Below are 25466 nucleotides of genomic sequence, written 5' to 3'. Positions count from 1 at the left end.
TCACCGGCCAAACCACTCGCCGGTAGATCCCTAAATTATACACCGCTAAAGGCTATTTAACGATTAATTGATTCAAGTCACCCATGACCGTCACCATGTTCGCAATAATTAGTAATTGCTTCAAGTGATTGTCACGAACCTTTTCATTCTTACTCATCACCATGGTTGCTTCAAAATACGCGGCAATCAACGGCCGTAATCCCGCTAAAGCCTTGAAGCGTTCATCCATCGACATGGTTGGTGTGACCGTCTTTTGTAACTTTTCGACGGCCTCGTAAAGGGCCTGCTCCGCATCATTTTCAAAGAGTGCCGGATCAACCGTCAAGTCGCTCAGCGCAATATCTGATTTCGCAGTAATCCGTAATAACCGGGTTAAGGCTTCAATCGTGTCCTTGAATTGTGGATCATTCTGATGTGCGTTGAGGACATCCGCCGCCTTGAACATCTGACGAATATCTTGGCGCTGACCTTTGACAACTGTATCCACGATATCATAGCGAATCTTCTGATTACTGAACCATTGCTTGACACGATCGGTTAAGAAATCGGCAACGGGTTGCGTCTGTTGTTCGAAATCAAGATTATAGGTCGCATCGTGTGCCTGTAACTCGGTTTGAATTTCAGTTTCAAACTGACGAATTGGGAAGTCCCAACCTTGGTCACGGACAATCCGGACAATCCCAAAGGCCTGACGACGGAGGGCAAATGGATCATTTGACCCATTTGGTACTAATCCAACCGCGAAGAAGCTGGCAATTGAGTCGATCTTGTCAGCAACTGCCAAGACGGCACCCACTTTAGACTGTGGTAATGCCCCATCGGCACTAATTGGCATGTAGTGTTCGCGGATGGCTTGACCCACGGCCGGATTTTCACCCTTTAAGACCGCATACTTGTCACCCATGACCCCTTGTAATTCTGGGAACTCGCCAACCATTCCAGTCACCAAATCAAATTTATAAATTTGGGCGGCCCGGTGCAACTGGTTCTTTTCGGTCTCAGTCAAACCAAATTGATTGGCCAAGAAACCACTGATATACATGACCCGTTGCATTTTTTCATACATCGTCCCAATTTTATCGTGGAAACTGACTTTTTTAAGTCGTTCAACGTATTCCTGAATTGAATGTTCCTGATCTTCATGGAAGAAGAACGCGGCATCTTCCAAACGCGCAGTTAACACTTTTTGATTACCAAGGGCCACGTTTTGGATATGATCTGCATTACCATTTCGAACGGAAACAAAGTGTGGCAATAAATTGCCTTCCGAATCGGTGACGTAAAAGAACCGTTGATGATCACGCATTGACGTAATCAACACTTCATCAGGAATCTGCAAGTATTTCGTGTCAAAATCACCAGCGAACGCCGTTGGAAATTCAACTAAGTTCGTGACTTCTTCTAATAAGTCTTCGTTAACTTGAATTTTCCAATCATGTTCCGTCGCGAGTTGCGCAATCTGTTCACGAATCTTGGCTTTCCGTTTCGCGGCGTCGGCCATGACGAAAACTTGATCTAAGTCAGCTTCATAATCGCTCGCTGTTTTAATTTCAACATCATGACCTAAGAAACGATGACCGCGACTCGTCCGGCCGGCTTGAACATCTAAGATTTCAATCGGCACAATTTCATCATCAAGTAAGGAAACTAACCAACGAATCGGCCGAATATACTTGAAACTATAAGCTGACCACTTCATCATGGTTGGAAAGTTCATCTTAGTGATCACATCTTTGACGCCCGCTAACACATCCTTGGCTGATTTACCGGCCGTGAAAGTTTGGACAAAGACGTAAGGTGTCCCCTTGATTTCTTTAAAGACGATGTCGTCAGTTGATGCGCCCTGTCCTTTTGAAAATCCAATAGCGGCTTTGGTCCAGTTACCATCAGCATCTTGCGCGATTTTCTTAGCGGGTCCACGGACTTCCTTCTTAACATCTGCTTGCTTATCCGCTAAGCCTTCAACTTGGAGGGTTAACCGCCGTGGCGTTGAAAATGTCTTGATTTCATCAAAATCCAAACGTGCTTCTTTTAAGAATTTCGCAAAACGTTCTTTTAGTTGAATCACACTAGGCGTCACCACGTGAGCGGGCATTTCTTCCAAACCAATTTCTAATAAATAAGTTTTAGCCATTACTTCGTTTCCTCCTTCGCATGTTTTAGCAGTGGGAAGCCACGTTTCTCACGTTGCGCCACAAATTCTTTCGCAATTGATTTTGCCATGTTTCGAATACGATCCAGATAGCCTGCACGTTCCGTAACCGAAACCATGCCGCGCGCATCCATCAAATTAAAAGTATGGCTGCACTTCAAACAGTAATCATAGGCTGGATGAACCAAGCCGTTCTTAATTTGCGCCTTGGCTTCCTTTTCGTACTCGTCAAACAACATTAATAATAAGTCTTCATTACTTTCTTCGAAGGCGTATTTTGAATTTTCAAATTCTGGTTCCAAGAAGATGTCGCCGTACTTCACGCCATCGCCCCATTCCAAATCGAAAACAGAGTTCACGTCTTGAATATAGGAAGACAACCGTTCCAAACCATAAGTGATTTCAGAAGTCACGGGGTCCACTTCAAGGCCACCGACTTGTTGGAAATAAGTGAATTGACTGATTTCCATGCCATCTAGCCAAACTTCCCAACCAACACCGGCACAACCCATTGATGGATTCTCCCAGTTATCTTCAACGAAACGAATATCATGTTCCAAGGGGTTAATCCCTAATTTTTGTAAACTTTGTAAATATAATTCCTGAATATTTTCTGGTGATGGCTTCATCACAACTTGGAACTGATGATGTTGATACAACCGGTTAGGGTTTTCACCATAGCGCCCGTCTGCTGGTCGCCGTGAGGGCTCCACATAGGCCGCATTCCATGGTTCTGGACCGATGGCACGTAAGAAAGTGTATGGGCTCATTGTCCCAGCCCCTTTTTCCGTATCATAAGCCTGCATTAACATACAGCCTTGGTCTGACCAAAATTCTTGCAAGGTTAAAATAATTTCTTGCACTGATAATTTTTTGCTCATTTTCTTCCTCCCAAAATTTGTGACTGAGTAGTTTGATGCCACAAAAAAAGTCCCCTGTCGTTCACTAAAAACGACATAGGGACGATTAAATCGCGGTTCCACCCTACTTCTGAGTGACCTCAGCAGCTTGATTAATTTCTAAAAGCTCCGAGGGCGCCAATTATCATCATCTTTTAACCATTTTCCACCAACATGGTCTCACTAGAAAAGACAAGGGATAACTTTCTCTCATCAACACTTAACTATTCAGTTCTTCATCATCATAGTCGACTCATTGACGTTTGTCAATTATCGTTTGACCGGGGTTTAAGTGGTTGATACCAGCTCCCCATCTGGTCAATGAACTTCTTCGATTTTAAATGTAAACCGACTGAATTATCGTAAATTTCATCTAAAACACGCCGTAATTGCGTCGCAGTGGCCGGTTTGACTTTAATAGAGTTAACCTTCGACAAATCAAGCACCGAAAATCGACGCAAGTAAAAAATCGTTGCTTGACTCGCGTGTAAGCGGTGCGGATCTAAGTGCCAATGCTGCTGACACAAGAGTCCACCATAGCTTTCAGAATAGTCCAATGGCAAATCCTGACGCCCACACACCGTACACCAGCGTAACTCGGGGGCGACGCCGAACGCGCCAAGGAGCTGAATTTCAACCACATTGGCGACGAGTGCTGGCGCAACATTTTGATCAATCAGCTGCAAGGCACTAGTAATCTGTTGATACCAACGACCAACAGGTTGATTGTCTGGGTAAGCCACATCAATCAAGTTCATCACGTAAGTCGCATAAGCATTCAGACTGATATCTTGACTAATCTGCTCAAAATATTGAACCGTTTTAACACTATTAATGTATGACAGTCCTTGATCCTTCAAATCGCCGACATATTCGCCCATGGTAAACGGTAACAGCTCCGCGGCCATTTTAAAGCCGCGTCGGCGTGCGCCGCGAATGAAAAACATTTTCTTCCCATACTCTGCCGTCAAAAACTTAATCAGCATATCACGCTCACGATAATCTCGCCGATAGAGTAAAATGCCGTTAAAGTTCGTAATCATTTGTTGGGCCATTGACTCACCTAATGTTTCTAATAATCATCTTGCCGATAGCCGTAGCTTGCGAGCAAGTTTTCCCGATCTTTCCAATTTTCTTGGACTTTGACCCAAAGTTCCAAATAGACCTTATCACCTAAAAGCGTTTCAATATCCCGTCGAGCAAGTGACCCGATTTTTTTGAGCATACTGCCACCCTTACCGATGATGATCCCTTTTTGTGAGGATCGTTCGATAATAATGGTTGCCTGGATATGAACCTTTTCTTCATCTTGACGTTTAATAGAATCAATCACCACCGCCGTTGAATGGGGCACTTCTTGACGCGTCAATTCTAAGACCTTTTCGCGAATCAACTCAGAAATAATGAACCGTTCGGGATGATCCGTCACTTGGTCAGAAGGATAGTATTGTGGTCCAACTGGTAACTTGGACTGCAAAGTCGCCAATAATTCAGGCACATTGTTACCTTCCAGTGCCGAAATTGGATAAATATCTTCCCATTTTAAGGCGTCCTGATACTGATCCATGATTTCTAATAAGTGGTCAGGATGAATTTGATCAATTTTATTAATCACTAAATAAATGGGCTTTTTGACATCCTTCAGACGATCAATAATGAAGTTATCACCAGCACCACGCCGTTCATCAGCATTGATCATAAAGATAATGGCATCAACTTCGCCAAGTGTTGATAAAGCCGACTTGACCATGAAGTCGCCTAAGCGACTATGAGGCTTGTGAATCCCGGGAGTATCAATAAAGACCATCTGCGACTCATCAGTCGTATAAATCCCTTGAATTCGATTCCGTGTCGTTTGTGCCTTATCAGACATAATCGCGACCTTTTGGCCCACGATCCGATTTAAAAGTGTGGATTTACCCACATTAGGTCGCCCAATAATTGCCACGAAACCTGAATGAAACGCTTGCTTATCCATCATTAATTAATCCCTTTCTTACCACCAAGTTGAAATAAGTTGCCAAATCTTGGGCACAAACAAAATCAAACCAACCAGTACTGCGAACGCCGCCGCAAAAACAACGGCTCCGGCTGCTATATCCTTAACCTTTTTTGCGAGTGGTTGATAATGTGGCCCGGTAATTAAATCACAAATATTTTCAGCAATCGTATTGTTGATTTCACACAGCATTACTAGAAAAATGGCCAAACAAAGCCACAGCCAACCGTTGATAGTTAGGCCAAAGAACCAACCAGCCAGTAAAGCCACGGCTCCTAACAGCAAATGGGTTTGCATATTACGTTCTTCACGGACAACCGTTTTTAACCCCGTCCAGGCATGCAACCATGACTGCCAAAACGAATGATTTTTACCCACTTGCGGTTGTTCCGGCTTATTTTTCCAAGCCATACGCGTCAAGAATCTTTCGTTGTAGTGCGAACATCTCGGTTTCGTCTGCTGGTTGCATATGGTCATAGCCGTTTAAATGTAAGAAACCGTGGACCACTAAGTAGCCCAATTCTCGCTCACGTGAATGTTTTAAGAAAGCTGCTTGTTCGTCAACTTTATCAACTGAGATCATAATATCGCCCAGATTTAAAGGTAACTCCGCAGCCATTTCAGGTGCCATCACAATTAAATCATCCGCATCATCATCATGCATCGCAAAACTAATCACATCCGTTGGTCGATCAACACCACGATATTTTTCATTAATTTTTTGAATCGCATCATTAGTCATTAACGTTACCGAAACTTCAGTATCCTCCCGAAGTGCTAACGTTTTACCCGCTAAGGCAATCAGGTCACGGACGAGCTGTAAATCGGACGCTCGTGCTCCCGCAACGGTTTGATCAAATAATTCTAAATCCATGACTTCCTCCGTCTAACGTTGTTCTACTTTTTCGTACGCCGTAATAATCTTAGCGACAACTGGATTACGAACGACATCATCCGCCGTAAAGGTCACAAACGCAATGTTGCTAACCCCAGTCAAAATCCGTTCCGCCAAAATTAACCCACTGGTCGTCTGACGTGGTAAATCAATTTGTGAAATATCACCATTAACGATCATCTTGGACCCAAATCCGAGTCGCGTTAAGAACATTTTCATTTGGGCATTCGTCGTGTTTTGCGCTTCATCTAAGATGACGAAGGCTCGATCCAAGGTTCGGCCACGCATATAGGCCAACGGCGCAATTTCAATGATGCCGCGATCCATGAGTCGCTGCGTGTGTTCAGCGCCATAAATCTCATACAACGCATCGTAGATTGGACGCAAATAAGGATCGACTTTTTCTTTCAAATCACCCGGTAAAAAGCCCAAGCTTTCACCAGCTTCAACGGCTGGCCGAGTTAAAATAATCTTTTCCACATCGCCACGCTTCAACGCGGCCACAGCCATCACGACGGCCAAATAAGTTTTCCCGGTTCCGGCCGGCCCAATCCCAAAAGTGATATCACTTTTATCGACGGCTTGGACATATTGGCGTTGACCAAAGTTTTTGACCCGAACTGGACGCCCACGATTATCTTTAATTAGCGTTTCCGCATACAAATCTTTGAAATAGTCTAAGGTACCACGATTGCCCATCTTAATTGCACTGATGACATCGGGGGCACCAATCTGAATGCCTTGCTTGATTAAGCTTGTCAAATTCTCTAAAACAGCATAAGTTTTATGAACAGCTTCTTCATCATCGCTTGCGATGGTCATTTGATCCCCAAAGACATGGAGCGTCACATGCAGCCCATCTTCCAACATTGCGAGATGCTGATCTTCTGGTCCAAGTAAAGCAACCGATTGACCGGGATCAGCAATAAGAAATTTTTGTTCATATTTTGAGTTTTCGGTCAAAAACATGGACTCCTTTATCGACAGATTTAATCGCCATCACGATTCTCATGGCTAACGCTACTCTTACCACCTTGGCAAGAAAATTAGCGACATTTTGTTAACTAATCATAGCATAAAAGCCTTGCCCCTACCAGTTTGGCCTCCTTGAAGTCGGGGCCATCGCTCACTTGGTCAACCATTTTGTTTTTGCCGCTCATCCGGTAACTGATGACTGGTCGTGACTGACCCATTTAATCGTCAACTGACGGCGATAACTAGCAACTTGGATGCACAAAAAAAGCCAAGGATTGCTCCTTGACTTAACCGTTAATTCAATAATGATTTAACTGTTTGGTTGATAAGTTTACCATCTGCTTGGCCTTTCAGCTTCGGCATGACAGCTCCCATCACTTTACCAAAATCACCTTTGCCGGTTGCACCGACAGTTTGAATCGTTTCTGCCACAATCTGTTTGACTTCATCGTCAGACAATTGCTTAGGCATGTATTTTTCAACAATGGCAATTTCGGCTTTGACGCCGTCAACTAAATCTTGACGATCAGCCTTTTCGAATTCACTTAATGATTCGCGCCGTTGTTTTAGTTCGCGTGAAAGGACGCTCACTTCTTCATCGGCAGTTAAATCGTGCCCAGCATTAATCTTTTCATTCATTAATGCTGACTTAAGCATCCGCAAAACACTGAGGCTTTGCTTATCGCGTGCTTTCATCGCAGCTTTAAGATCACCATTGAGCGTATCTGTTAAACTCATTGGGTACCCTCCTCAATTCCAAGTGTTAGTATCGAAATACTAATTACTTGAAACGACGACGGTTCTTACGTTTCCGTGCTGCTTCAGATTTTAACTTCTTCTTCACACTTGGTTTTTCGTAAAATTCCCGTTTGCGGTATTCTTGTAAAGTACCACTTTTTGAAACGGTACGTTTAAAGCGACGAAGAGCATCATCAAGAGATTCGTTTTTACGAACGACTGTTTTTGCCATAATAAATTCCCTCCCTCCGAGCTTAAAAAGTAACCGTCAAATTATGTAGCCTTACATAATACAACTGTTCTAGTAAATTATACATAAATCGTAAAACCCCGTCAATAAAAGTTTAAAGAATAATAAAAATAATCTGATACTAATCGATAATTGCAGACAGTAAATCGTTTTCATAACCCCATGCCTATGCTACACTAGAGACATTATTAAGAATGAAACGGGGTTTTAACGATGCCAGAAATTAAGATCTTTATTTTATCAGATTCCGTGGGTGAAACGGCACATTCAGTTGCACAGGCGGCTGCCGCCCAGTTTTCTGATTTTCAAATTAATTATCAACGTTTCCCTTTTGTCCGGACAGAATCCTTACTCAGAACTGTCCTCGTACAAGCCGATAAAGAACAAGCGGCCATTTTCCACACCTTCGTTGACCGCAAGCTCAGCCAGATGGCCACAGAATTTTGTCAGACCCATAATTTGCCTTACTTTGATGTCATTACACCAGCTCTGGACACTTTTTCAGGCATCACCCATACGCAGCCTGCCAATCATCCAGGTACCGTGCATGCCTTAAATGACAACTACTTCGATCGCATCAACGCGATTGAATTTGCGGTGACTTATGATGATGGCAAAAATCCAACCGGCTTTTTGGAAGCAGATGTCGTGTTACTCGGTGTTTCACGGACCTCGAAGACGCCATTATCCTTATATCTTGCTAATCGCAATCTCAAGGTTGCCAACTTGCCACTAGTTCCAAAAGCGCAAATTCCGGATGAAATTTGGCAAGTTGATCCTAAAAAGATTTTTGGCTTAACCAATGATCCTGAAAAGCTCAACAACATTCGTCGTCAACGGATGGTTCAATACGGACTCAATCCAGACACGATGTACTCGAATACCGACAAAATCAAAGAAGAACTTGCTTCAGCAGACAAGGTCTTTAAGAAGATTGGCTGTCTAGTCATTAATGTTGCGAATAAATCAATCGAAGAAACCGCAACACTGATCACTGAAAGTCTCGGGTATAACGAAGCAAACAACTAATTGTAATCTAAAAGCGTGGCGACTAATCACTAGTCACCACTTTTTTTTGTCGGCTCGATCTGAATCAAGCTTTATTCAAAGACCGACCGCTAAAATTCATCAAGACGCCTAAACTTGTCCTTCAATATCGGCAATTAACTCGGGATTAAATTTACCAGCCCGAAGCATCGCAATTTCATACTTATAAGGGGCCAGCTGATGCTTTTTGTCCTCACCAACATATGGTGTCTCCAATATTTTACTAATATCAGCTAATTGCGGGTGATGGGCAACTTTGTTCAACGCATCAAACCCAATTGTCCCCATCCCAATGTTGGTATGGCGATCCTTGTGAGCCCCTTGTGGATTCTTGGAATCATTCAAATGAATGACTTTTAGTCGATCAATGCCAATCACATGGTCAAATTCATTCAAAACGCCATCAAAATCATCCTTAATGTTGTAACCAGCATCACTCGTATGGCAAGTATCAAACGTGACCGACAATTTTTCATTGTAAGTCACCCCATCAATCATCTGCGCCAATTCTTCAAAGCTCCGACCAACCTCAGTCCCCTTGCCAGCCATCGTTTCCAAGGCAATCTGAATCTTTTGTGTCGGCTGAATCACCGCGTTTAACCCTTTGACAATTTGCGCGATGGCCGCATCCGCGCCCGCACCAATATGGGCACCCGGGTGGAGCGTCAACTGTGTCGCGCCAATCGCTTCTGCACGGGCAATCTCGGCTGCCAAAAAGTCAGTCGCAAATTCAAAGTATCCCGGCTTCTTGGTATTACCAAGATTAATAATATAAGGGGCATGCACCACGATTTGTTTTAAATCATGTGCGGCCATTAAGCTGTGCGCAGCTGGAATATTCAGCTCATCAATCGGTTTACGACGTGTATTTTGCGGTGCACCGGTATAAACCATAAAAGTGTTCGCACCATAACTCACGGCGTCTTTAGCAGACCCTAACAACATTTCCGGTGCTTTCATTGAAACATGTGATCCTAATCGTAACATTAGTCATCCTCCAGTCGTCTTAACGCTAATTTGAGCGCGGATAAAAGTAATCGAGTGTCCGTTCTGTGGCTTGTCCATCATTTTTTGTGTTCCAGAGCTGGTTAAAGCTTGCTAACTGACTTGGATTGGCAGGCTGTTTCAGCACCTGATCAAGTGCTGCGGTCGTCTTAACAAAAGTCCCCGGCGCCCATTGCTTGAAGTCCGCCTGTAATCCGACCGAACGTTGAAAGCTGTCCCAATCAAAGGTGAAAAAGACAATTTTCTGACAATTGGGCAATAAGGCATAGTCGAAAATAACTGAGGAATAATCACTAATCAACGTATTGGTTACCGTCAGCAACTCATCAGTGCTGAAAGTCGGGACTAGCGTGATCAAATTTGGATAGCGTTCATAAAGACGTTGCGCTTGATCTGCCAAATGCGGATGCAGCTTTAAAACCAAGACCTGATTGTCTGCCAATTTTAACTGTGAAAAGTCTGCCGGTAACGTAAACGTGACCCCAGCACGATAAGTTGGGGCATACAAGATCACGTCACGTCCTTGTAATGCCGGATATTTCGCATAGATTGCCGCGCGTGTCGCACGCACCCAATCAGGCTGACAATAGCGATCCGAACGTGGATACCCTAGCACCCGCATCCGTGTTTTCGGCAACTGATAGCTGCTGGCAAAAACTTGTCCCATCTTCTCCGACCCAACCACAAAATCTGTCATTTGGTCATAGACCGCTTGAAAACGCTGTTGGTCCGCGGTGCTACGCTGCTGGGTTTGTGGATCACCCCAGCCGAATGCTTTGATGGCACCACTTGCATGCCAGAGTTGAATCAGCCGCTGCGTGCTGCGACGTTTTAATCCCGCTGTGAAAGCAAAATAATTGTCACAATAAATATCGGCAGCAGCAGTCAAGACTGGGATACCGGTCACTGCAAACCGCAATGAATCATGAAACGGTCGAATCGTGATCCCTGCCGGCAACAATTTTCTCGCCCCAGTCTCGGCAGCCGGCAAATAGTAAACCACTAGCCGGTCGCCAACTCGTTGGTGCAACTGTTCAATAAATGCCAAATTGTCAGCAAAACTCATTAAATAAATGACTTGTTGCGACTGTCTGAAGTGGCTTAACCATGAGACTAGCCTAACTAGCCATAAATAACCTATTTTTTTCACTCACACTCACCTTTTCATCACGGTTTAATCCTGTTTGCATTATATCATAGCGCCCCGCGTTGCCGAACGACAGAAAGAGTCTGGAATAACCCCAGACTCTTTCTGTCGCTCCGACTATTTATCCTCGAAACGTGGAACAAGAGGCTGCGACCTCCGCTTAGCTACGGAAGCCGAACGATTATCCGGCTTCCTAGGCTATGCTCGGTAGCAACCCGCCTCTTGTCCCACTCTTTGCTTGTCAAGGCTCGGGCTCATAAAAATGCCCCAGAATCTTAACCGTATCAGAAATACTAACAAACGCATGCGGATCGGACTCCGACATGGCCGCCGTCAATTCTGACATTTCGTAACGCGTGATAACTGTAAATAGAATCGTCTTATCATCATGTCTATAGGCACCCTCAGCATTATGCACAATGGTGACCCCACGTCGAATTCGATTTTGAACACTATCAATCACCGTCTTCGGCCGACTGGTAATAATCATCACTTGCATTTTTTGTTGCCGTGTATAAGTCATATCAATGACACGACCATTAACCAACAACCCTAACGCAGAATAAAACGCATACGGCCAACCGTAAATAAAACCGGCCGCAATCACGATAATCGAATTAAACGCCATATTGATGGTTCCAATACTATGGCCAGTTTTACGGCGTAACACGATTCCAATAATATCTAAGCCACCCGTTGAAATCCCATTTTTGAGCGCCGTCCCGGTACCAAAACCATTGACCGCGCCACCAAAAATGGCACAGATGATTGGATCATGCGTCAGTCCTTCCGGTGCCACCACTTTGATCATAATACTTGATAGGGCAACCGCTAAAAAGGTGAACACGGTAAAACGATGCCCAATTTGGCGCCAGGCAATAATAAACATTGGGACGTTTAATAAAAATAGCAATAGCGCCGTTGATAATTGAATCGGTGAAAATTTGCCCAACAAACTGTTAATTAATTGCGCTAACCCCGTAATCCCCGAAGAATAAATATGTCCTGGGGTCCAAAAAAAGTTCATGGCGACGGAAACTAAAATCGCATAGATAAACGCCGTTGACGCCTTCGTCACATCACGATGACGACGAGTCAACTGCTGAAAATCAGTCATTTTTTTCGCTCCTTTGTCTGCTGTCCCCGTTATTTTAACACGCCTAAACTGTGGTAAACAGCTTTTGCGTCATTTCACCTGAAAGTCTAACGCTTCTCAGAAAATTCCCATCATGTTAGTCCACTTTAGGCGTATCCGCCCACTTTTGCGCAATAAAGTCAGCCCGGCCGCCGGCTTCTTGTTCAGCAAAAATCACTGGGTTGTTTTGATAAAACCGTTGATGTTCAGCTGCCGCCGGATAAAACGGCTGAGCCGCTTCAATCTTCGTCACAATTGGCTTGTCAAATCGTTCTGCCGCCTGCAACTTGGCTTTAGAGGCCGTGGCAATCTCCCGTTGTGAGTCGCTATTTACGAAGATCACTGGCCGATAATTATCGCCACGATCTTGGAATTGGCCCATCGCATCTGTCGGATCAGTTTGATGCCAATAAATCTCGACTAACGCCGCATACGTGATCATCGTCGGATCAAAGGTAATTTTGACCGCCTCCGTGTGACCAGTTGTGTGCGTTTTGACTTGTTCATAGGTTGGGTCAACCGTATGACCACCAGTAAAGCCGGAAACTACACTAATAATCCCTGGTTGGCTGTCAAATGGCTTAACCATGCACCAGAAGCACCCGCCAGCAAAGATTGCCGTTTCAGTTTTCATGAGAATCACTCCAATTAAATTTTAAGATAAATCTAACACGAAATAAAAAGTGCGTCCAGTCGCTTGATTGGACACACTTCATTTTAAGGCTAGTGAACTAGTCTTTAGGTTTCGTGACAAACAAGGCTAAATCTTGTAATTGCCGTTCCGAAACTTCCGCTGGTGCATTGGTCATTGGTTCAGAGGCCTTCGAATTCTTAGGGAATGCGATGACTTCTCGAATATTGTCATTACCAGAAAGCAACATGGCAAAGCGGTCTAAGCCAATTGCCAAACCGCCATGAGGTGGAAAGCCCATGTCTAACGCATCTAGTAAGAAACCAAATTGTTCTTGCGCCCGTTCTTTAGTAAAGTCTAACGCCTTGAACATCTTTTCTTGTAACTCGCGAGTATGGATACGGATTGACCCGCCACCTAATTCATAGCCGTTGAGCACGATATCGTAAGATTGTGCATGGGCTTTATGTGGATCTTCACCCTCGTTCAAATAGTGCACATCTTCTTCATTTGGCATCGTGAATGGATGATGCGCAGGTACCCAACGTTCAATACCTTCGTCATATTCAAAGAGTGGCCAGTCAACGACCCAAAGATAGGCGTATTGATTTTCATCAATCATGCCTTGTTCCTTAGCAATGGCTTTCCGTAAATAACCTAATGTTTCAGAAACTACCTTAAAGTTATCCGCAGCAAACAATAGTAAATCGCCGGGTTTAGCATCGGCAGCTTGCGTAATTGCGGCAAAATCATCCTTGAAGAACTTCGCAATTGGTCCGCTGAAGCCATCATCAGTAACTTTCATCCAAGCCAAGCCCTTCGCACCGAAGCGTTCAACATAGCTCGCATAAGCATCAATTGCCTTGCGTGAATATTTGTCAGCACCGCCGGGAACAGCAATAGCCTTCACAAAGCCACCGTTTTTAATCGTGCCAGAGAAGACTTTGAAGTCAGTGTCAGCAAAAACTTCAGACATATCTTTCAATTCCATGCCAAAACGAACATCGGGCTTGTCAGAGCCAAAACGACTCATCGCGTCATGCCAAGTGATGCGGGTGAATGGTGCTGGCACATCAATCCCTTTCACGTCTTTCATGACTTTTTGGATCAAGCCTTCCGTGTAAGACTGAATTTCTTCGGCCGTTAAGAAAGAGGTTTCCATATCAATTTGCGTGAATTCTGGTTGACGATCCCCACGCAAATCTTCATCCCGGAAACAACGGGCAATTTGGTAGTAACGGTCAAAGCCCGCCCCCATCAACAATTGTTTAAACAATTGTGGTGATTGTGGTAAAGCATAGAAATGACCTTGGTAAACCCGTGAAGGCACCAAGTAATCCCGTGCGCCTTCAGGGGTTGATTTCGTCAAGAATGGCGTTTCAATATCATAAAAGCCATTATCGTCAAAATAGCTGTGAACTGCCTTGGTAATGCCATTACGAATCTTCAAGCCCCGTTGCATTTCAGGCCGACGAAGATCAAGGTAACGATATTTCAACCGTAATTCATCAGAAACATTGATATCATCTTGAATATAAAATGGTGGCGTTTTAGCCTTATTCAAAATTTTAGCGTCATGAATTTCGACTTCAACTTTACCCGTCTTCATATTCGGGTTGATCGCATTGTCTGCCCGATTAACGACTTTACCTTGAACTTCAATCACATATTCATTACGCAATTGATCTGCAACGGCTAAAGCATCCGTTGAAAATTCTTGACTAAAGACCAACTGTAAAATACCTTCGCGGTCCCGTAAATCAATAAAAATCAAGCCGCCCAAGTCCCGGCGCTTTTGCACCCAACCTTGTAAGGTAACTTCTTGACCAAGATAGTCTTCATTGACTAATCCTGCATATGTGGTTCGTTTCATCAATTCAATTCCTCCTTGTATTAGTGACTTGCCAATACTTGTTTAATATTTGCGTACACCGCTGTCATGGCAACTTGCGTCTCTTCACCAGTCGCCATCGACTTCAAGTTCACGACACCATTTTCAAGTTCGCTTTCACCAACCGTCATCGTATAACTCGCATTGAGTCGGTCAGCACTCTTGAATTGTGCTTTAGGCTTACGGTCTAAGTAGTCGCGTTCGGCAGTTAAACCGGCAGCGCGAACGGCTTGGACGAGCTTGAGGGTTGTCGCACTGGCTTCATCACCAATGCCAACCACGTAGACGTCTAATTGATCATCAGTTGGAAAGGCAATTTTTTCAGCATCCATCAAGACGAGCAAGCGTTCAACCCCAAGACCAAAGCCAACACCAGACGTTTCAGGACCGCCGAGTTCCTTAACTAAGCCATTGTAGCGACCACCAGCACAAATCGTGGTGTAGCCTTGACCTAATGATTTAGAATTCGTCATGATTTCAAAAATCGTGTGGTTGTAATAATCCAACCCACGCACCATCGTCGCATCAATTTCATAAGGAATCTCTAAGGCGGTCAAGAAGGCTTTGGCTTGTTCAAAATGAGCTTTAGCTTCTGGCGTCAAGTAATCCAAAATTGATGGTGCCGCGGCGACAAATTTTTGATCTTGTTCTGCTTTGCTATCCAAAACGCGCAACGGATTCTTGTGTAAGCGGGCTTTCGAATCGTCGCTCAATTCGTCAAAGTGTGGTTCCAAATAATCAATCAACGCTTGACGGTAGTCGTCACGTGTCTGTTGATCACCCAAGGTATTAATCACAAGTTTCAAATCATTTAAGCCAAACTTTTTCAACAAGTTGTAGCCCATTGCAATGACTTCAACATCTAATGCAGCACTTTCACTGCCAAACGCTTCAACGCCAAGTTGATGAAATTCCCGTAATCGTCCAGATTGTGGACGTTCATAGCGAAACATTGGTCCCATGTAATAAACTTTATAAGGCTTTAACACTTGTGGCCCATACAATTTATTCTCCACAAAGGCGCGGACAACCCCGGCAGTGCCTTCAGGACGCAAGGTCACATGGCGATCACCCTTATCATGGAAATCATACATTTCTTTCGTGACAATATCGGAAGTATCCCCGGCTGAGCGTGAGAAGACTTCAAAATTTTCAAAAATTGGCGTGCGAATTTCTTTAAATTGGTATGTTTTAAAAAGTTCACGCGCAGTTTGTTCAACATATTGCCACTTTTCACTATCACCAGGCAATATGTCCGCGGTGCCTTTTGGCCGTTGGTATCTCATTTGACTTCCTCCTTCTATTCAAATCGACAAAAAAAGCGCCCTTGTTTGTTTATCCAAGGGCGCTTTTTGCGCGGTACCACCTTTATGAGCACTAACTGATAACGTCTGTACTAATAACAGGCGGAACTTTTACGTTCACCTCAAAAGCGTCTCCTCATTGTTCGCAATCCGGGCTTCTCAGCACTACCGGTCTCTGGTTAAAGCGTTGCACAATGCTCATACTTTCTCTGCGGTCGATTTATTAATATATGGTTAAAGTTACACGATTTTCAGGCAAAAGTCAACGACCACTCCTAAAATTAATCCGGTTGACCCGCAATCCACGCATTTTTTGGTATACTACTTAGTAATGAAAAATTTATTTAGACTTAGTTGGTGACTTCCATGCAAGTACTCAAACATTTTTGGCGTCAAATTATCGTTTCACTCGTCTTTATCGGACTCATTGTTGGGTTCATTTTTGTCTTGGCCACCCACAATACCGCGACGGTCAATATCGCGAACGTTAATATTCGTGAGGGACCTGGTATGAGTTACGCCATCACAGATGCCACGAGTAAGGGCACCAAAGTTCATATCATGCGTCGAAAAAACAATTGGCTCTACATCCGTTACGCCGATCATAAATTTGGTTGGATCGCCAGTTGGCTCGTTAACGAACATAACACGCAATTGACGAAAACGACTAAAATTTCCGATGCCACCATTGTGATTGATCCCGGCCACGGTGGCTCCGATTCTGGCGCGCTATCAAGTAAAAATAAAATGGAAAAAACTTACACCTTACGTGTTGCGAATGTTGTGGCTGCCCGTTTACGCGCAGCCGGCGCTCACGTGGTGATGACTCGTGATACCGATAAAACGGTCAGTTTAAGTGCGCGACCAGCACTAGCCAATAAGCTTCACGCCGATGCCTTCATTAGTTTTCACTTTGATAGCTCGCCCGAAAAGAATACGGCTTCCGGGATTACGACTTACTACTATCACAAATCGACGTCATTAGCGCTAGCGAATGCTTTAAGTGATGACGTCGTTGGCTTACCAATTCCAAGCAAAGGGGTGGCCTTTGGCGACTTCTTAGTCATTCGGGATAATCAAGTTCCCGCCGTTCTCATGGAACTTGGTTACATCAATGATAAATCTGACTTTAAAACGATTAGCTCACAAAAATATCCAAAAGAAGTCGCTAATGCCGTCTATGCGGGCTTAACGAGCTACTTTGCAACCAATTAAGCAAGCAGTAACCACCAGCTTCAGCCTTCAAAATTTAAAGCTAACAAAAAAGCGTCTCAGCTGAGGCGCTTTTTGTGACTAGTCGTTATAAAGCAAGCGGCTAAAAGTTTTCAAGGATAGATTATTTAATGAACGGCATCAGCTCGACTAACCGTGTCACCTGCAGCTCCGGCTGACTTGTGACCTTAATTAACTGGTCATAATCAAACAAGAAGCCTGCAATGTGGGCGTTGTGCCCAGCATCAATATCCAAATTGCGATCACCAACCATGACAGCTTCCCTGCGATCAACCGCATGCTTATCCAACAAATAATCTAATGCGGCCGGATCTGGTTTGCGTGCAAAGGGCTGTTCCGCCGTGACAAAATCATCGAAATAATCTTTCAGTTTAGCTTGTGCCAAATAATCAAGTGCTTGGCGATTACGATGGGTCATCAAATAATTGTGACCACCGACCGCTTTAATTTTTTCCAACACCTCTGCCGCACCGTTAAAAGCCTTGGGTGCTTGTAACACTGGCTCATATTGTTGGTAGCCAGCGCGCAAGTCCTGCCAATCCCAGCCAAACCGGTCCGCCACTTCTCGATAAGCAAACCCAACTGAAGCTTGACGCATCATCTCATAAATTTCGGTTGAACTTAAGTCGCCACCTAAATTTTGAACCGCACGTTGAAAAGCCGCAACCATTGCCGGATAAGTGTCCATTAAAGTACCGTCAAAGTCCCAAATAAATTCTCGCATGCTGAATTTCCTCCAAAGTGTTTTTTAGTCATTTTCAAAAAAGTGCGATCCCCCCAGATCACGCCAAGTCAAACTTACTTCTGATCAGTATCGTAGCAAATGGTGACTGGCCCATCATTCACTAAGGCCACTTGCATATCAGCACCAAATTCACCAGTCGCGACCTTGATGCCAGTCGCAGCTAACTGGCGATTAAAGCGATCATACAACTCAGTTGCTAATTCTGGCGCACCCGCGGCCGTAAAGCTCGGCCGATTACCATGCCGGGTGTCAGCGTATAGCGTAAATTGTGAAATCGACAATATTTCACCGGTCACTTGTTGTAAATTAAGGTTCATTTTGCCGTTATCGTCACTGAAGACCCGCAGGTTTAAAATCTTATGCGTCAAGTAATCCAATTCTGCCTGGCCGTCGGTTGCTTGAAAACCGACCAACAGGACAAAACCTTGTTTGATCGCCCCATGAACTTGGCTATCAATGGTCACTTGGGCTTCTTTAACACGTTGTAAAACAACTCGCACGCGGCTAATCCTCCTAAAACATCTTTCGTTCAACGACATAAACATCTTGAACATTCTTCAAGCTATCAATAATTCGCTGCAGATGATCCAAATTACGAACACCCAACGAAACGCTAATAATCACCATTTTGTTATGGTCAACTTTCCCATTGACGTTCGTTAAAAACTTGGTGTTATTATTAATGACCTTCAAAACATCATTCAACATGCCATTACGGTTATAGCCTTGAATCTCAATATCTGAGTTATAGTTCGTCCGGTCACCTTCTGGATCTTCCCATTGAACTTCAATTAAACGCTCACCTTGCGACTCGGCACTTTTAACGTTTGGACAATCGACGCGGTGAACGGAAACGCCACGTCCCTTAGTAATATATCCCACGATCTCATCGCCTGGAATCGGTGAACAACAATGACTCAGACGAACCAACAAGTTGTCAACGCCTTGAATAATGACCCCACCAGAAGACGAAACTTTCTGACGTTTGCTATCATTTTTGTCCTTATCATCTTGTTGATCCTTGGCTTTTTTCTTAGTCGCTTGTTCATGATGTTCTTCTAATATTTCACGTTCACGCTCACGTTGACGATCCGCTTCACGCTGTTTGCGGACATCGCTCGTCAACCGATTGGCTATACCAACTGGTTGCACGTCCCCGAATCCTAAGGCCGCATATAAATCATCTTCACTACCGTAGTGCATCTTTTTGGCGACTGCATCAAGCTTTTCTTTCGACATGACATCTTTTGGATTAAAGTCGAAATCGCGAAGTTGTTTTTCCAAGAGTTCATGGCCCGTGATAATATTTTCTTCACGGTCAGCGTTACGGAAAAACTGCTTAATTTTGTTGCGGGCACGACGGGTGTAAACGAGTTTTTGCCAATCCCGACTTGGACCAGTCGAACTGGTCGAAGTCAAAATATCGACAATATCCCCATTTTTAATTTGATAATCGAGCGGTACAATTTTACCGTTGACCTTAGCACCGGTTGTGTGATTACCAACTTCAGTATGAATCGAGTAAGCCATGTCTAATGGCCCAGCGCCCTTTGGCAATTCGGTCACATCACCTTTAGGGGTAAAGGCATAGACCCGATCACTAAACAGGTCACCTTTAACGCCTTCCATAAAATCGGCGGCATCTTTGCTTTCATCTTGTAATTCGATAATTTCTTTCACCAAGTTCAGCTTATTACCAGACTTGGTTGCCTGAACTTGATCCCGCACGCCTTCTTTGTAGGCCCAATGTGCCGCAACCCCATATTCAGCAACTTTATGCATCTCATAAGTTCGAATTTGAATTTCCAGCGGCTTGCCCTCTGGTCCAACAACTGTTGTATGCAAGGATTGGTACATATTAGCCTTGGGCATCGCAATATAGTCTTTAAAACGACCAGGCATTGGCTTCCATTGCGTGTGAATTGCGCCTAAAACGGCATAACAATCTTTAATCGAATCCACCACAACTCGAATGGCTAACAAATCGTAGAGCTGGCTGAATTGCTTGTGCTTATCACGCATCTTTTTATAAATCGAATAAATATGTTTCGGGCGGCCATAGATTTCAGCTTCAGGTAACTTCAAATCTTTTAAAGCCTTTTGAATATCTTGAATCGCAATTTCGATGTATTTTTCCCGATCTTCACGCCGGGAATTCATCAAATGAACAATTCGATAATACTGTTGCGGATTTAAGTAACGCAGCGAAATATCCTCGAGTTCCCATTTGATCGTACTGATCCCTAAACGATCTGCAATGGGCGCATAAATTTCGAGGGTTTCATTCGCAATTCGACGTTGTTTATCGGGACGGAGATGTTGTAGCGTGCGCATGTTGTGTAGCCGGTCAGCCAACTTCACAATCATGACCCGAATGTCCTTAGACATCGCCAACAACAATTTACGGTGATTTTCGGCTAACTGTTCCTTATTAGACTTATAACGAATTTTACCGAGTTTAGTGACACCATCCACGATAACGGCGACGTCATGACCAAATAATTCCTCAACGTCTCCCAACGTGACACCAGTGTCTTCCACGACATCATGTAAAAATCCTGACGCGACCGTTTCTGGGTCCATTTTTAAATCAGCCAAAATACCAGCAACCTGAATTGGATGCATAATATAAGGTTCACCTGATTGGCGAATCTGATCTTGATGCACGTAAGTTGCAAAATCACACGCCCGTTTAACCAACGCGACGTGGTCAGCATTCATGTACTTTTGAACCGCTGTTAGGACGTCTTGTGCCGTCCAAGTGGGTTGTTTGGGCATACCATATCACCACGATTTCTCCAAATTTTAGTTTCATAAAAAGGCACGTTCATCAACGTGCCTTGCTTACCGCTAATCCCGTTGTGCTTCGCGAGGTGCGGCCATCCCGTAAGCTAAGTACGAGAGCCCTAAATCGACTAATGCGAGATAGTAGACGTACTGTGGGAAAAATAGATAGAGACCAAGTAAACAAAATATTGGTAACAACCAGAGTAACCAGCCCGTACGAGCCGTCCGCCGAATCTGCCAACCAATGATCATGGAAACAATAAAGTCAAAGCAAAATAGTAACCAGACGATTTGATGAAACCGGCTGACACCCAATAACTTTAATAGCCATGGTAAAACGACCCCAATAAAGATCGCTACCAGCCAATATTGGCCGTTAAATTTACGAAATTTCTCCGTCAAACTAATCCCTCACTTACACTCAAATGCTTAATGACTATGATTATTTATTGTACACCACCACCGGTGAAATTACACTAATTCTTGTGAAAAAGAAACCGCGCTAAGTAGGTACATTGGGGCGGTTTCGGCCCGCATAATTCGTGGTCCCAGTCCGGCTGCCACGACACCTGCTTGGGCGAGGTCGCTCACTTCAGTCGTCGTTAACCCGCCTTCTGGGCCAAAAATAGCCAACAATCGTTGACCCGCTTGCATCCGACTCAAGGTTTGGACTAACTGGCCACTCTCACCTTGCTTGGCGGATTCTTCCCAAGCCACAACGCCCTGATCATAAGGCACTTGTTGCACTAGTTGCATCAATCCAGGTTGATAACTCACTGTCGGGACCACCGTTCGATGTGATTGTTCGGCCGCCGACAAGGCAATTTTAGCTAACCGGGCTAACTTGCGCTCACGCTTATTGGCCGCCCATTTTGCAACCGCATACTGACTGTCAAAAAAGACAAACTCACTAGCACCAAGTTCCGTCCCACGCTGGACGATTTGCTCCGTTTTATCCCCTTTGGAAACGCCACAGGCGATCACCACCTTGACTGGCAATTCAACTTGGGGCGTCGTCACACTAACGACTGCGACCTGAGCATCAGTGTTAGCATAACTGACCAATTTGCCAATCACAACTTGTTGGTTGTTGGTCACAAACTCGGCCTGATCACCGACTTGTGCCCGCATGACCTTTAGCCAATGGTGAACACTTTCACCCGTCAAGTTGAACTGGTCACCAGGACGAGTTGTGATTGAATTTGTTAGAAAATAGCGTTGCATCCGCGTCCTCCGTTAATCTGCATCCGTTGGTAGATAGGCCACGATACTATGCCAATCTCCCATCTGGGTGTGTTGCGCAATTTGGAAGCCTGCTGACTTGATGGCATCCAGCACGCCTTGAAACTTATCATCAATAATGCCAGAAGTAATGAAATAACCGCCACGTTTTAAGTTTGCTTTGGCTTGTGGCACTAACGGTAGTATAATTTCAGCCAAAATATTAGCGACAATAATATCTGCTTGGGTATGAATCCCCTTGAGCAAATCGTTGGCCGCAACTTTAATATCTGCCGCAACCGGATTTAAGTCTAGATTCGCTTGGGCGGACTTTACAGCCACTTCATCTAAATCATAAGCTTCGACCTGACCTACGCCCATCGCCTTAGCTGCAATACTCAAAATACCCGAGCCAGTCCCAACGTCGATTAAATGTTCCCCGCCATTGATGACTGTCTCCAAACCTTGCAACGATAACCTAGTCGTCGGATGAGTCCCAGTACCAAAAGCCATTCCGGGATCTAACTTCAAAACCAACTCACTAGGCTGGGTTGGTTCATACTTTTCCCAACTTGGCACAATGGTTAAATAGCGCGTGACCCGAACTGGGTGATAGTATTTTTTCCAAGCCGTTGCCCAGTTTTCGTCTGAGAGATCAGTGATGGTCACATCTGCCGGCTCAGGATTCAAACCAAACTCTGCTAATTGTGCCACGCGTTGCTTAATGGTCGGAACAATTTCTGGCACAAAAATCGTTTCAGGATAATATGCCGAAATTTGAGCGCCGTTTGTGGGATGGGGAATTGTCGCTAAATCAATAATTTCACCATATCGGTCTGGTTTTAAATTCTGGTAATCAAGGGCATCATCAATTTTGACACCACTCGCACCTGATTCCATTAAAATGTTTGAGACGGCTTCCACAGCTTCATTCGATGTGCTGACGGTTACTTCTGTCCATTTCATGAGTCATTTCCTCCTAAAGTTCAAGCTTCGTTAGTTTTATTTTAACCATAAAGCGCCGTTTGACGCAAAAAAACGTCGTCTATTTCAAGTCGGCTGGTAAGGCTTTGATGACCTTGGCCGGAACACCGCCAACTAAACAGTTATCGGGCACATCGTGGGTCACAACGGCGCCAGCAGCCACGACGACGTTGTTGCCAATCGTCACACCTGGTAAAACGGTGACGCTACCCGCGAGCCAGACATCATTACCAATCTTGATTGGCGCCGCTTTTGCCAGCGACTGCCGACGTCCAGCAGCTGTCAGCGGGTGATTGACCGTATACAACCCGACATTGGGTCCAATCATGACATGATTTCCCATTATCACGGGCGCAATATCCAAAATCGTGAGGTTATAATTGCTTAAAAAATCATCGCCCACGTGAATATGCTGCCCATTGTCACAGTTAAATGTCGCTTGCATCGACAAATTCTTTCCGGCCGAACCCAAGATTTCTCGTGCTTTTGCAGTTTGCGCTGCGGGATCTGTGGCTGAAATGGCATTAAATTCCTGACATAACTTTGCCGCCCGAGCTTTACTTGCAGCGACCTCAGCATCCAAAAAGTTGTACCACTCACCCTGATTAAGTTTTTCAAGTTCAGTTGCCATTGACTCAATCCTCCATATCTAAAGTGACTTTATTCCTGCCAACCATGATTGACCTCATCAACCTCACGCTGGCGAACTCGGGACACGAACGGATTTCCAACGACAAAATATCGTAAAGACGCAGTTGTCCAATCCGCTTTGTTCAAAATACCAATGCGCGGGCTGCTGTTGATTTTTACAGGCGTCCGGGCGGCTTTGAAATCCAAGTTGAGTGTCTCTGAGGATAATTGCGTCCCATTCAAGCATTTATCAAGTCCGAATGCCTGCATTAATTTCCCTGGACCATTCGTTAAATTATTGCGAGGCACGGGTCGATTTGCTTGCATGGTTGCAATCCCGCTAGCCGGTTCGACCCCGCGAATGAGGACACATTCTGGCACGCCAGCTGCTTGGGTCACCAAATTTAGCAAAAACTGCGTTCGCATTTGATAAATATAAATCGTCCCCGCCGGCAACCACAGTGCGCGATTACGGTTGGTTTGATGGTTCTTAAAAGCGTGGGCACCAGCGTCCGCGGTTCCCAAATAGGCCTCTGTTTCTGTGATCCACGCACTCAGCGGTCCTTGGTCCGTTTGACAGATGAGCAGTTTTCCCAACAACGCCGCCGCGATTTGTTGTGTCGAACGACCACTGAAAAATTCACTGGTTAACAAAGTTGCCTGCCACCTTCCATATGATACTAAAAAAGCGACTAATCAGCCGCTTTTCGGGTCAAACGTTTATTTAGATACTTGAGCATATCCGCTTCGTGCTTAAAAATTCGAGGATGCTTCTGCTTATGCAGGCGTAAGGCAATCTCATTAATTTTAACGCGTCCAGTCCAAGTATGGCTATACTTCACAACCACGCGATTATTTCGATGGTCCTTACCGAATTTCAACACGTAAACGCTATCAGGAACCATCAGCGGTCGAATATACGTCTTATCGTAGTCATAATTAATCGATCGCAAATACTGTTTCGTGCGCTTTAACATGTCGTTGATCTCTCCTTCACCAAGTGAAATTGATTTATATTCTAGAACTTAATTAATTAAGTCTAGCTCCGTTAGTTCTGAAAGATATTATAACAGATTTTAAACGCTTATTGTACCAATTCACCACCGGTTAAGCAAGAAATCGACCGTATATCCTGATATTTTGCTAAAAACATGGCAGAAACACCCGATAACTAATTTGATTATGATAAACTATTTTCAACAAGAAAACTGAAATTTTTTACGAGAGGATAATTATTATGATCTTAATTGAAAAAATCTATCAACGCGGTCACTCAGAATTAACCAGTGTTGACCAAATTGAACAGTTCCAAACCGCTGATGGTTATATCATCTCAAATCAGGTGCTTGGCCGTGAAATTAGTGCCGACAGCGAAAATTGCTTCTACAAAAATACCGAGGGCAAACGTAAGAAAGTTGTTGCCACCAAAGATGATCAAGGTCAATGGCATCTAAAAACCATCGGCACCACCGATCCTACTGCCGACGGGTTATTGCAGCTCCCATATATGACAACTAGTTGGGGTTAATTGTACAGCACAACTAGTTAAGTGTCTTAAATTTGTCTTACGCAAAAAGGAACTAATCAGCATTCACAATACTATTTTATATAAGTTCAAAACAGACAACCATCATTACTTGACCCATTTTCTTGAGTAATGCTGGTTGCCTGTTTTTTAAATTCAAATCATGACAATCTTCGTTGGCAAAGCAACAAAACAAGGCTCTATAATATCTGTTGTTGGTAATCAAGACCAATCTTGATTACTGGCAACGGATTTTTTATGTGCTTTTTATAC

General features: G+C 44.3%; 27 protein-coding genes. 3 read left to right on the top strand and 24 right to left on the bottom strand.

Annotated elements, in window-relative coordinates; translation table 11 throughout:
• Window positions 1-52: 52 nt before the first annotated feature.
• The 9 genes from glyS to rpsU form a co-directional block, all read right to left on the bottom strand.
• The gene (glyS, locus tag FFM74_RS05095) at window positions 53-2134 is read right to left on the bottom strand and encodes a glycine--tRNA ligase subunit beta (protein ID WP_137625555.1); all 2082 of its coding nucleotides are present in this window, start codon (window positions 2132-2134) and stop codon (window positions 53-55) included.
• Entirely contained in the window at window positions 2134-3033 is a 900-nt protein-coding gene (glyQ, locus tag FFM74_RS05090) for a glycine--tRNA ligase subunit alpha (RefSeq protein WP_137625554.1), read from the bottom strand. Before glyQ ends, glyS begins: the two co-directional genes overlap by 1 nt.
• A gap of 284 nt (window positions 3034-3317) precedes the next feature.
• Window positions 3318-4094: a DNA repair protein RecO gene (gene recO / locus FFM74_RS05085; RefSeq protein ID WP_137625634.1), complete on the bottom strand. Its 777-nt coding sequence runs from the start codon at window positions 4092-4094 to the stop codon at window positions 3318-3320.
• Between the two features lie 29 nt (window positions 4095-4123).
• Complete coding sequence (era, locus tag FFM74_RS05080; protein WP_137625553.1) at window positions 4124-5032, bottom strand: GTPase Era; 909 nt, start codon at window positions 5030-5032, stop codon at window positions 4124-4126.
• A gap of 15 nt (window positions 5033-5047) precedes the next feature.
• Complete coding sequence (locus FFM74_RS05075; protein ID WP_137625552.1) at window positions 5048-5461, bottom strand: diacylglycerol kinase family protein; 414 nt, start codon at window positions 5459-5461, stop codon at window positions 5048-5050.
• Window positions 5445-5924, bottom strand: a complete 480-nt coding sequence (gene ybeY, locus FFM74_RS05070) for an rRNA maturation RNase YbeY (RefSeq protein ID WP_137625551.1) — start codon at window positions 5922-5924, stop codon at window positions 5445-5447. Before ybeY ends, FFM74_RS05075 begins: the two co-directional genes overlap by 17 nt.
• A 12-nt stretch (window positions 5925-5936) precedes the next feature.
• Window positions 5937-6914 (bottom strand): PhoH family protein, encoded by a 978-nt coding sequence (locus tag FFM74_RS05065; RefSeq protein ID WP_137625550.1) that lies wholly within the window; start codon window positions 6912-6914, stop codon window positions 5937-5939.
• Between the two features lie 300 nt (window positions 6915-7214).
• Window positions 7215-7658, bottom strand: coding sequence for a GatB/YqeY domain-containing protein (locus FFM74_RS05060; RefSeq protein WP_137625549.1), 444 nt, complete (start codon window positions 7656-7658; stop codon window positions 7215-7217).
• 43 nt (window positions 7659-7701) lie between these two features.
• Entirely contained in the window at window positions 7702-7890 is a 189-nt protein-coding gene (rpsU, locus tag FFM74_RS05055) for a 30S ribosomal protein S21 (protein ID WP_003638914.1), read from the bottom strand.
• A 231-nt stretch (window positions 7891-8121) separates the two neighbouring features.
• Between rpsU and FFM74_RS05050 the strand changes: the two genes are divergently transcribed.
• The gene (locus FFM74_RS05050; RefSeq protein ID WP_137625548.1) at window positions 8122-8937 is read left to right on the top strand and encodes a pyruvate, water dikinase regulatory protein; all 816 of its coding nucleotides are present in this window, start codon (window positions 8122-8124) and stop codon (window positions 8935-8937) included.
• Between the two features lie 108 nt (window positions 8938-9045).
• On the opposite strand, the gene FFM74_RS05045 is transcribed toward FFM74_RS05050, so the two are convergent.
• The 6 genes from FFM74_RS05045 to hisS all read right to left on the bottom strand — a co-directional run bounded on the left by FFM74_RS05045 (window position 9046) and on the right by hisS (window position 16050).
• Window positions 9046-9942: a deoxyribonuclease IV gene (locus FFM74_RS05045; RefSeq protein WP_137625547.1), complete on the bottom strand. Its 897-nt coding sequence runs from the start codon at window positions 9940-9942 to the stop codon at window positions 9046-9048.
• A 25-nt stretch (window positions 9943-9967) separates the two neighbouring features.
• Entirely contained in the window at window positions 9968-11026 is a 1059-nt protein-coding gene (locus tag FFM74_RS05040) for a CDP-glycerol glycerophosphotransferase family protein (protein ID WP_137625633.1), read from the bottom strand.
• A gap of 322 nt (window positions 11027-11348) precedes the next feature.
• Window positions 11349-12224: a YitT family protein gene (locus FFM74_RS05035; RefSeq protein ID WP_137625546.1), complete on the bottom strand. Its 876-nt coding sequence runs from the start codon at window positions 12222-12224 to the stop codon at window positions 11349-11351.
• Window positions 12225-12339: 115 nt separating this feature from the next.
• Entirely contained in the window at window positions 12340-12876 is a 537-nt protein-coding gene (gene msrA, locus FFM74_RS05030; RefSeq protein WP_137625545.1) for a peptide-methionine (S)-S-oxide reductase MsrA, read from the bottom strand.
• Window positions 12877-12973: 97 nt separating this feature from the next.
• Entirely contained in the window at window positions 12974-14746 is a 1773-nt protein-coding gene (aspS, locus tag FFM74_RS05025) for an aspartate--tRNA ligase (RefSeq protein ID WP_137625544.1), read from the bottom strand.
• A 20-nt stretch (window positions 14747-14766) separates the two neighbouring features.
• A complete protein-coding gene (gene hisS, locus FFM74_RS05020) occupies window positions 14767-16050 on the bottom strand; it encodes a histidine--tRNA ligase (RefSeq protein WP_137625543.1) in 1284 nt (427 codons plus the stop codon).
• Window positions 16051-16434: 384 nt separating this feature from the next.
• Here hisS and FFM74_RS05015 point away from each other — a divergent pair, with 384 nt between their 5' ends.
• The gene (locus FFM74_RS05015; RefSeq protein ID WP_137625542.1) at window positions 16435-17283 is read left to right on the top strand and encodes an N-acetylmuramoyl-L-alanine amidase family protein; all 849 of its coding nucleotides are present in this window, start codon (window positions 16435-16437) and stop codon (window positions 17281-17283) included.
• Between the two features lie 121 nt (window positions 17284-17404).
• Here FFM74_RS05015 and FFM74_RS05010 read toward each other — a convergent pair whose 3' ends face one another.
• The 9 genes from FFM74_RS05010 to FFM74_RS04970 form a co-directional block, all read right to left on the bottom strand.
• A complete protein-coding gene (locus FFM74_RS05010; RefSeq protein WP_137625541.1) occupies window positions 17405-18025 on the bottom strand; it encodes an HAD-IA family hydrolase in 621 nt (206 codons plus the stop codon).
• Between the two features lie 74 nt (window positions 18026-18099).
• A complete protein-coding gene (dtd, locus tag FFM74_RS05005) occupies window positions 18100-18546 on the bottom strand; it encodes a D-aminoacyl-tRNA deacylase (protein ID WP_137625540.1) in 447 nt (148 codons plus the stop codon).
• A 13-nt stretch (window positions 18547-18559) separates the two neighbouring features.
• Complete coding sequence (locus FFM74_RS05000; protein ID WP_137625539.1) at window positions 18560-20824, bottom strand: RelA/SpoT family protein; 2265 nt, start codon at window positions 20822-20824, stop codon at window positions 18560-18562.
• 72 nt (window positions 20825-20896) lie between these two features.
• Entirely contained in the window at window positions 20897-21235 is a 339-nt protein-coding gene (locus tag FFM74_RS04995) for a hypothetical protein (RefSeq protein ID WP_137625538.1), read from the bottom strand.
• Between the two features lie 69 nt (window positions 21236-21304).
• Window positions 21305-22057 carry a 16S rRNA (uracil(1498)-N(3))-methyltransferase gene (locus FFM74_RS04990; protein ID WP_137625537.1) on the bottom strand — a complete coding sequence of 251 codons (753 nt, stop codon included), beginning with the start codon at window positions 22055-22057 and terminating at the stop codon, window positions 21305-21307.
• Between the two features lie 12 nt (window positions 22058-22069).
• Entirely contained in the window at window positions 22070-23020 is a 951-nt protein-coding gene (gene prmA / locus FFM74_RS04985) for a 50S ribosomal protein L11 methyltransferase (protein ID WP_137625536.1), read from the bottom strand.
• A 79-nt stretch (window positions 23021-23099) separates the two neighbouring features.
• The gene (locus FFM74_RS04980) at window positions 23100-23669 is read right to left on the bottom strand and encodes a sugar O-acetyltransferase (protein ID WP_137625535.1); all 570 of its coding nucleotides are present in this window, start codon (window positions 23667-23669) and stop codon (window positions 23100-23102) included.
• Window positions 23670-23698: 29 nt separating this feature from the next.
• Window positions 23699-24322 carry a DNA-3-methyladenine glycosylase gene (locus FFM74_RS04975; protein WP_137625534.1) on the bottom strand — a complete coding sequence of 208 codons (624 nt, stop codon included), beginning with the start codon at window positions 24320-24322 and terminating at the stop codon, window positions 23699-23701.
• 38 nt (window positions 24323-24360) lie between these two features.
• Window positions 24361-24645 (bottom strand): hypothetical protein, encoded by a 285-nt coding sequence (locus FFM74_RS04970; RefSeq protein WP_137607192.1) that lies wholly within the window; start codon window positions 24643-24645, stop codon window positions 24361-24363.
• A 260-nt stretch (window positions 24646-24905) separates the two neighbouring features.
• On the opposite strand from FFM74_RS04970, the gene FFM74_RS04965 reads away from it, so the two are divergent.
• Window positions 24906-25196 (top strand): hypothetical protein, encoded by a 291-nt coding sequence (locus tag FFM74_RS04965; protein WP_137625533.1) that lies wholly within the window; start codon window positions 24906-24908, stop codon window positions 25194-25196.
• The last annotated feature ends 270 nt before the right edge of the window (window positions 25197-25466 follow it).

The sequence above is a fragment of the Lactiplantibacillus pingfangensis genome (assembly GCF_005404945.1).
GTDB lineage: Bacteria > Bacillota > Bacilli > Lactobacillales > Lactobacillaceae > Lactiplantibacillus > Lactiplantibacillus pingfangensis.
This window is presented reverse-complemented; position numbering and strand designations above follow the sequence as displayed.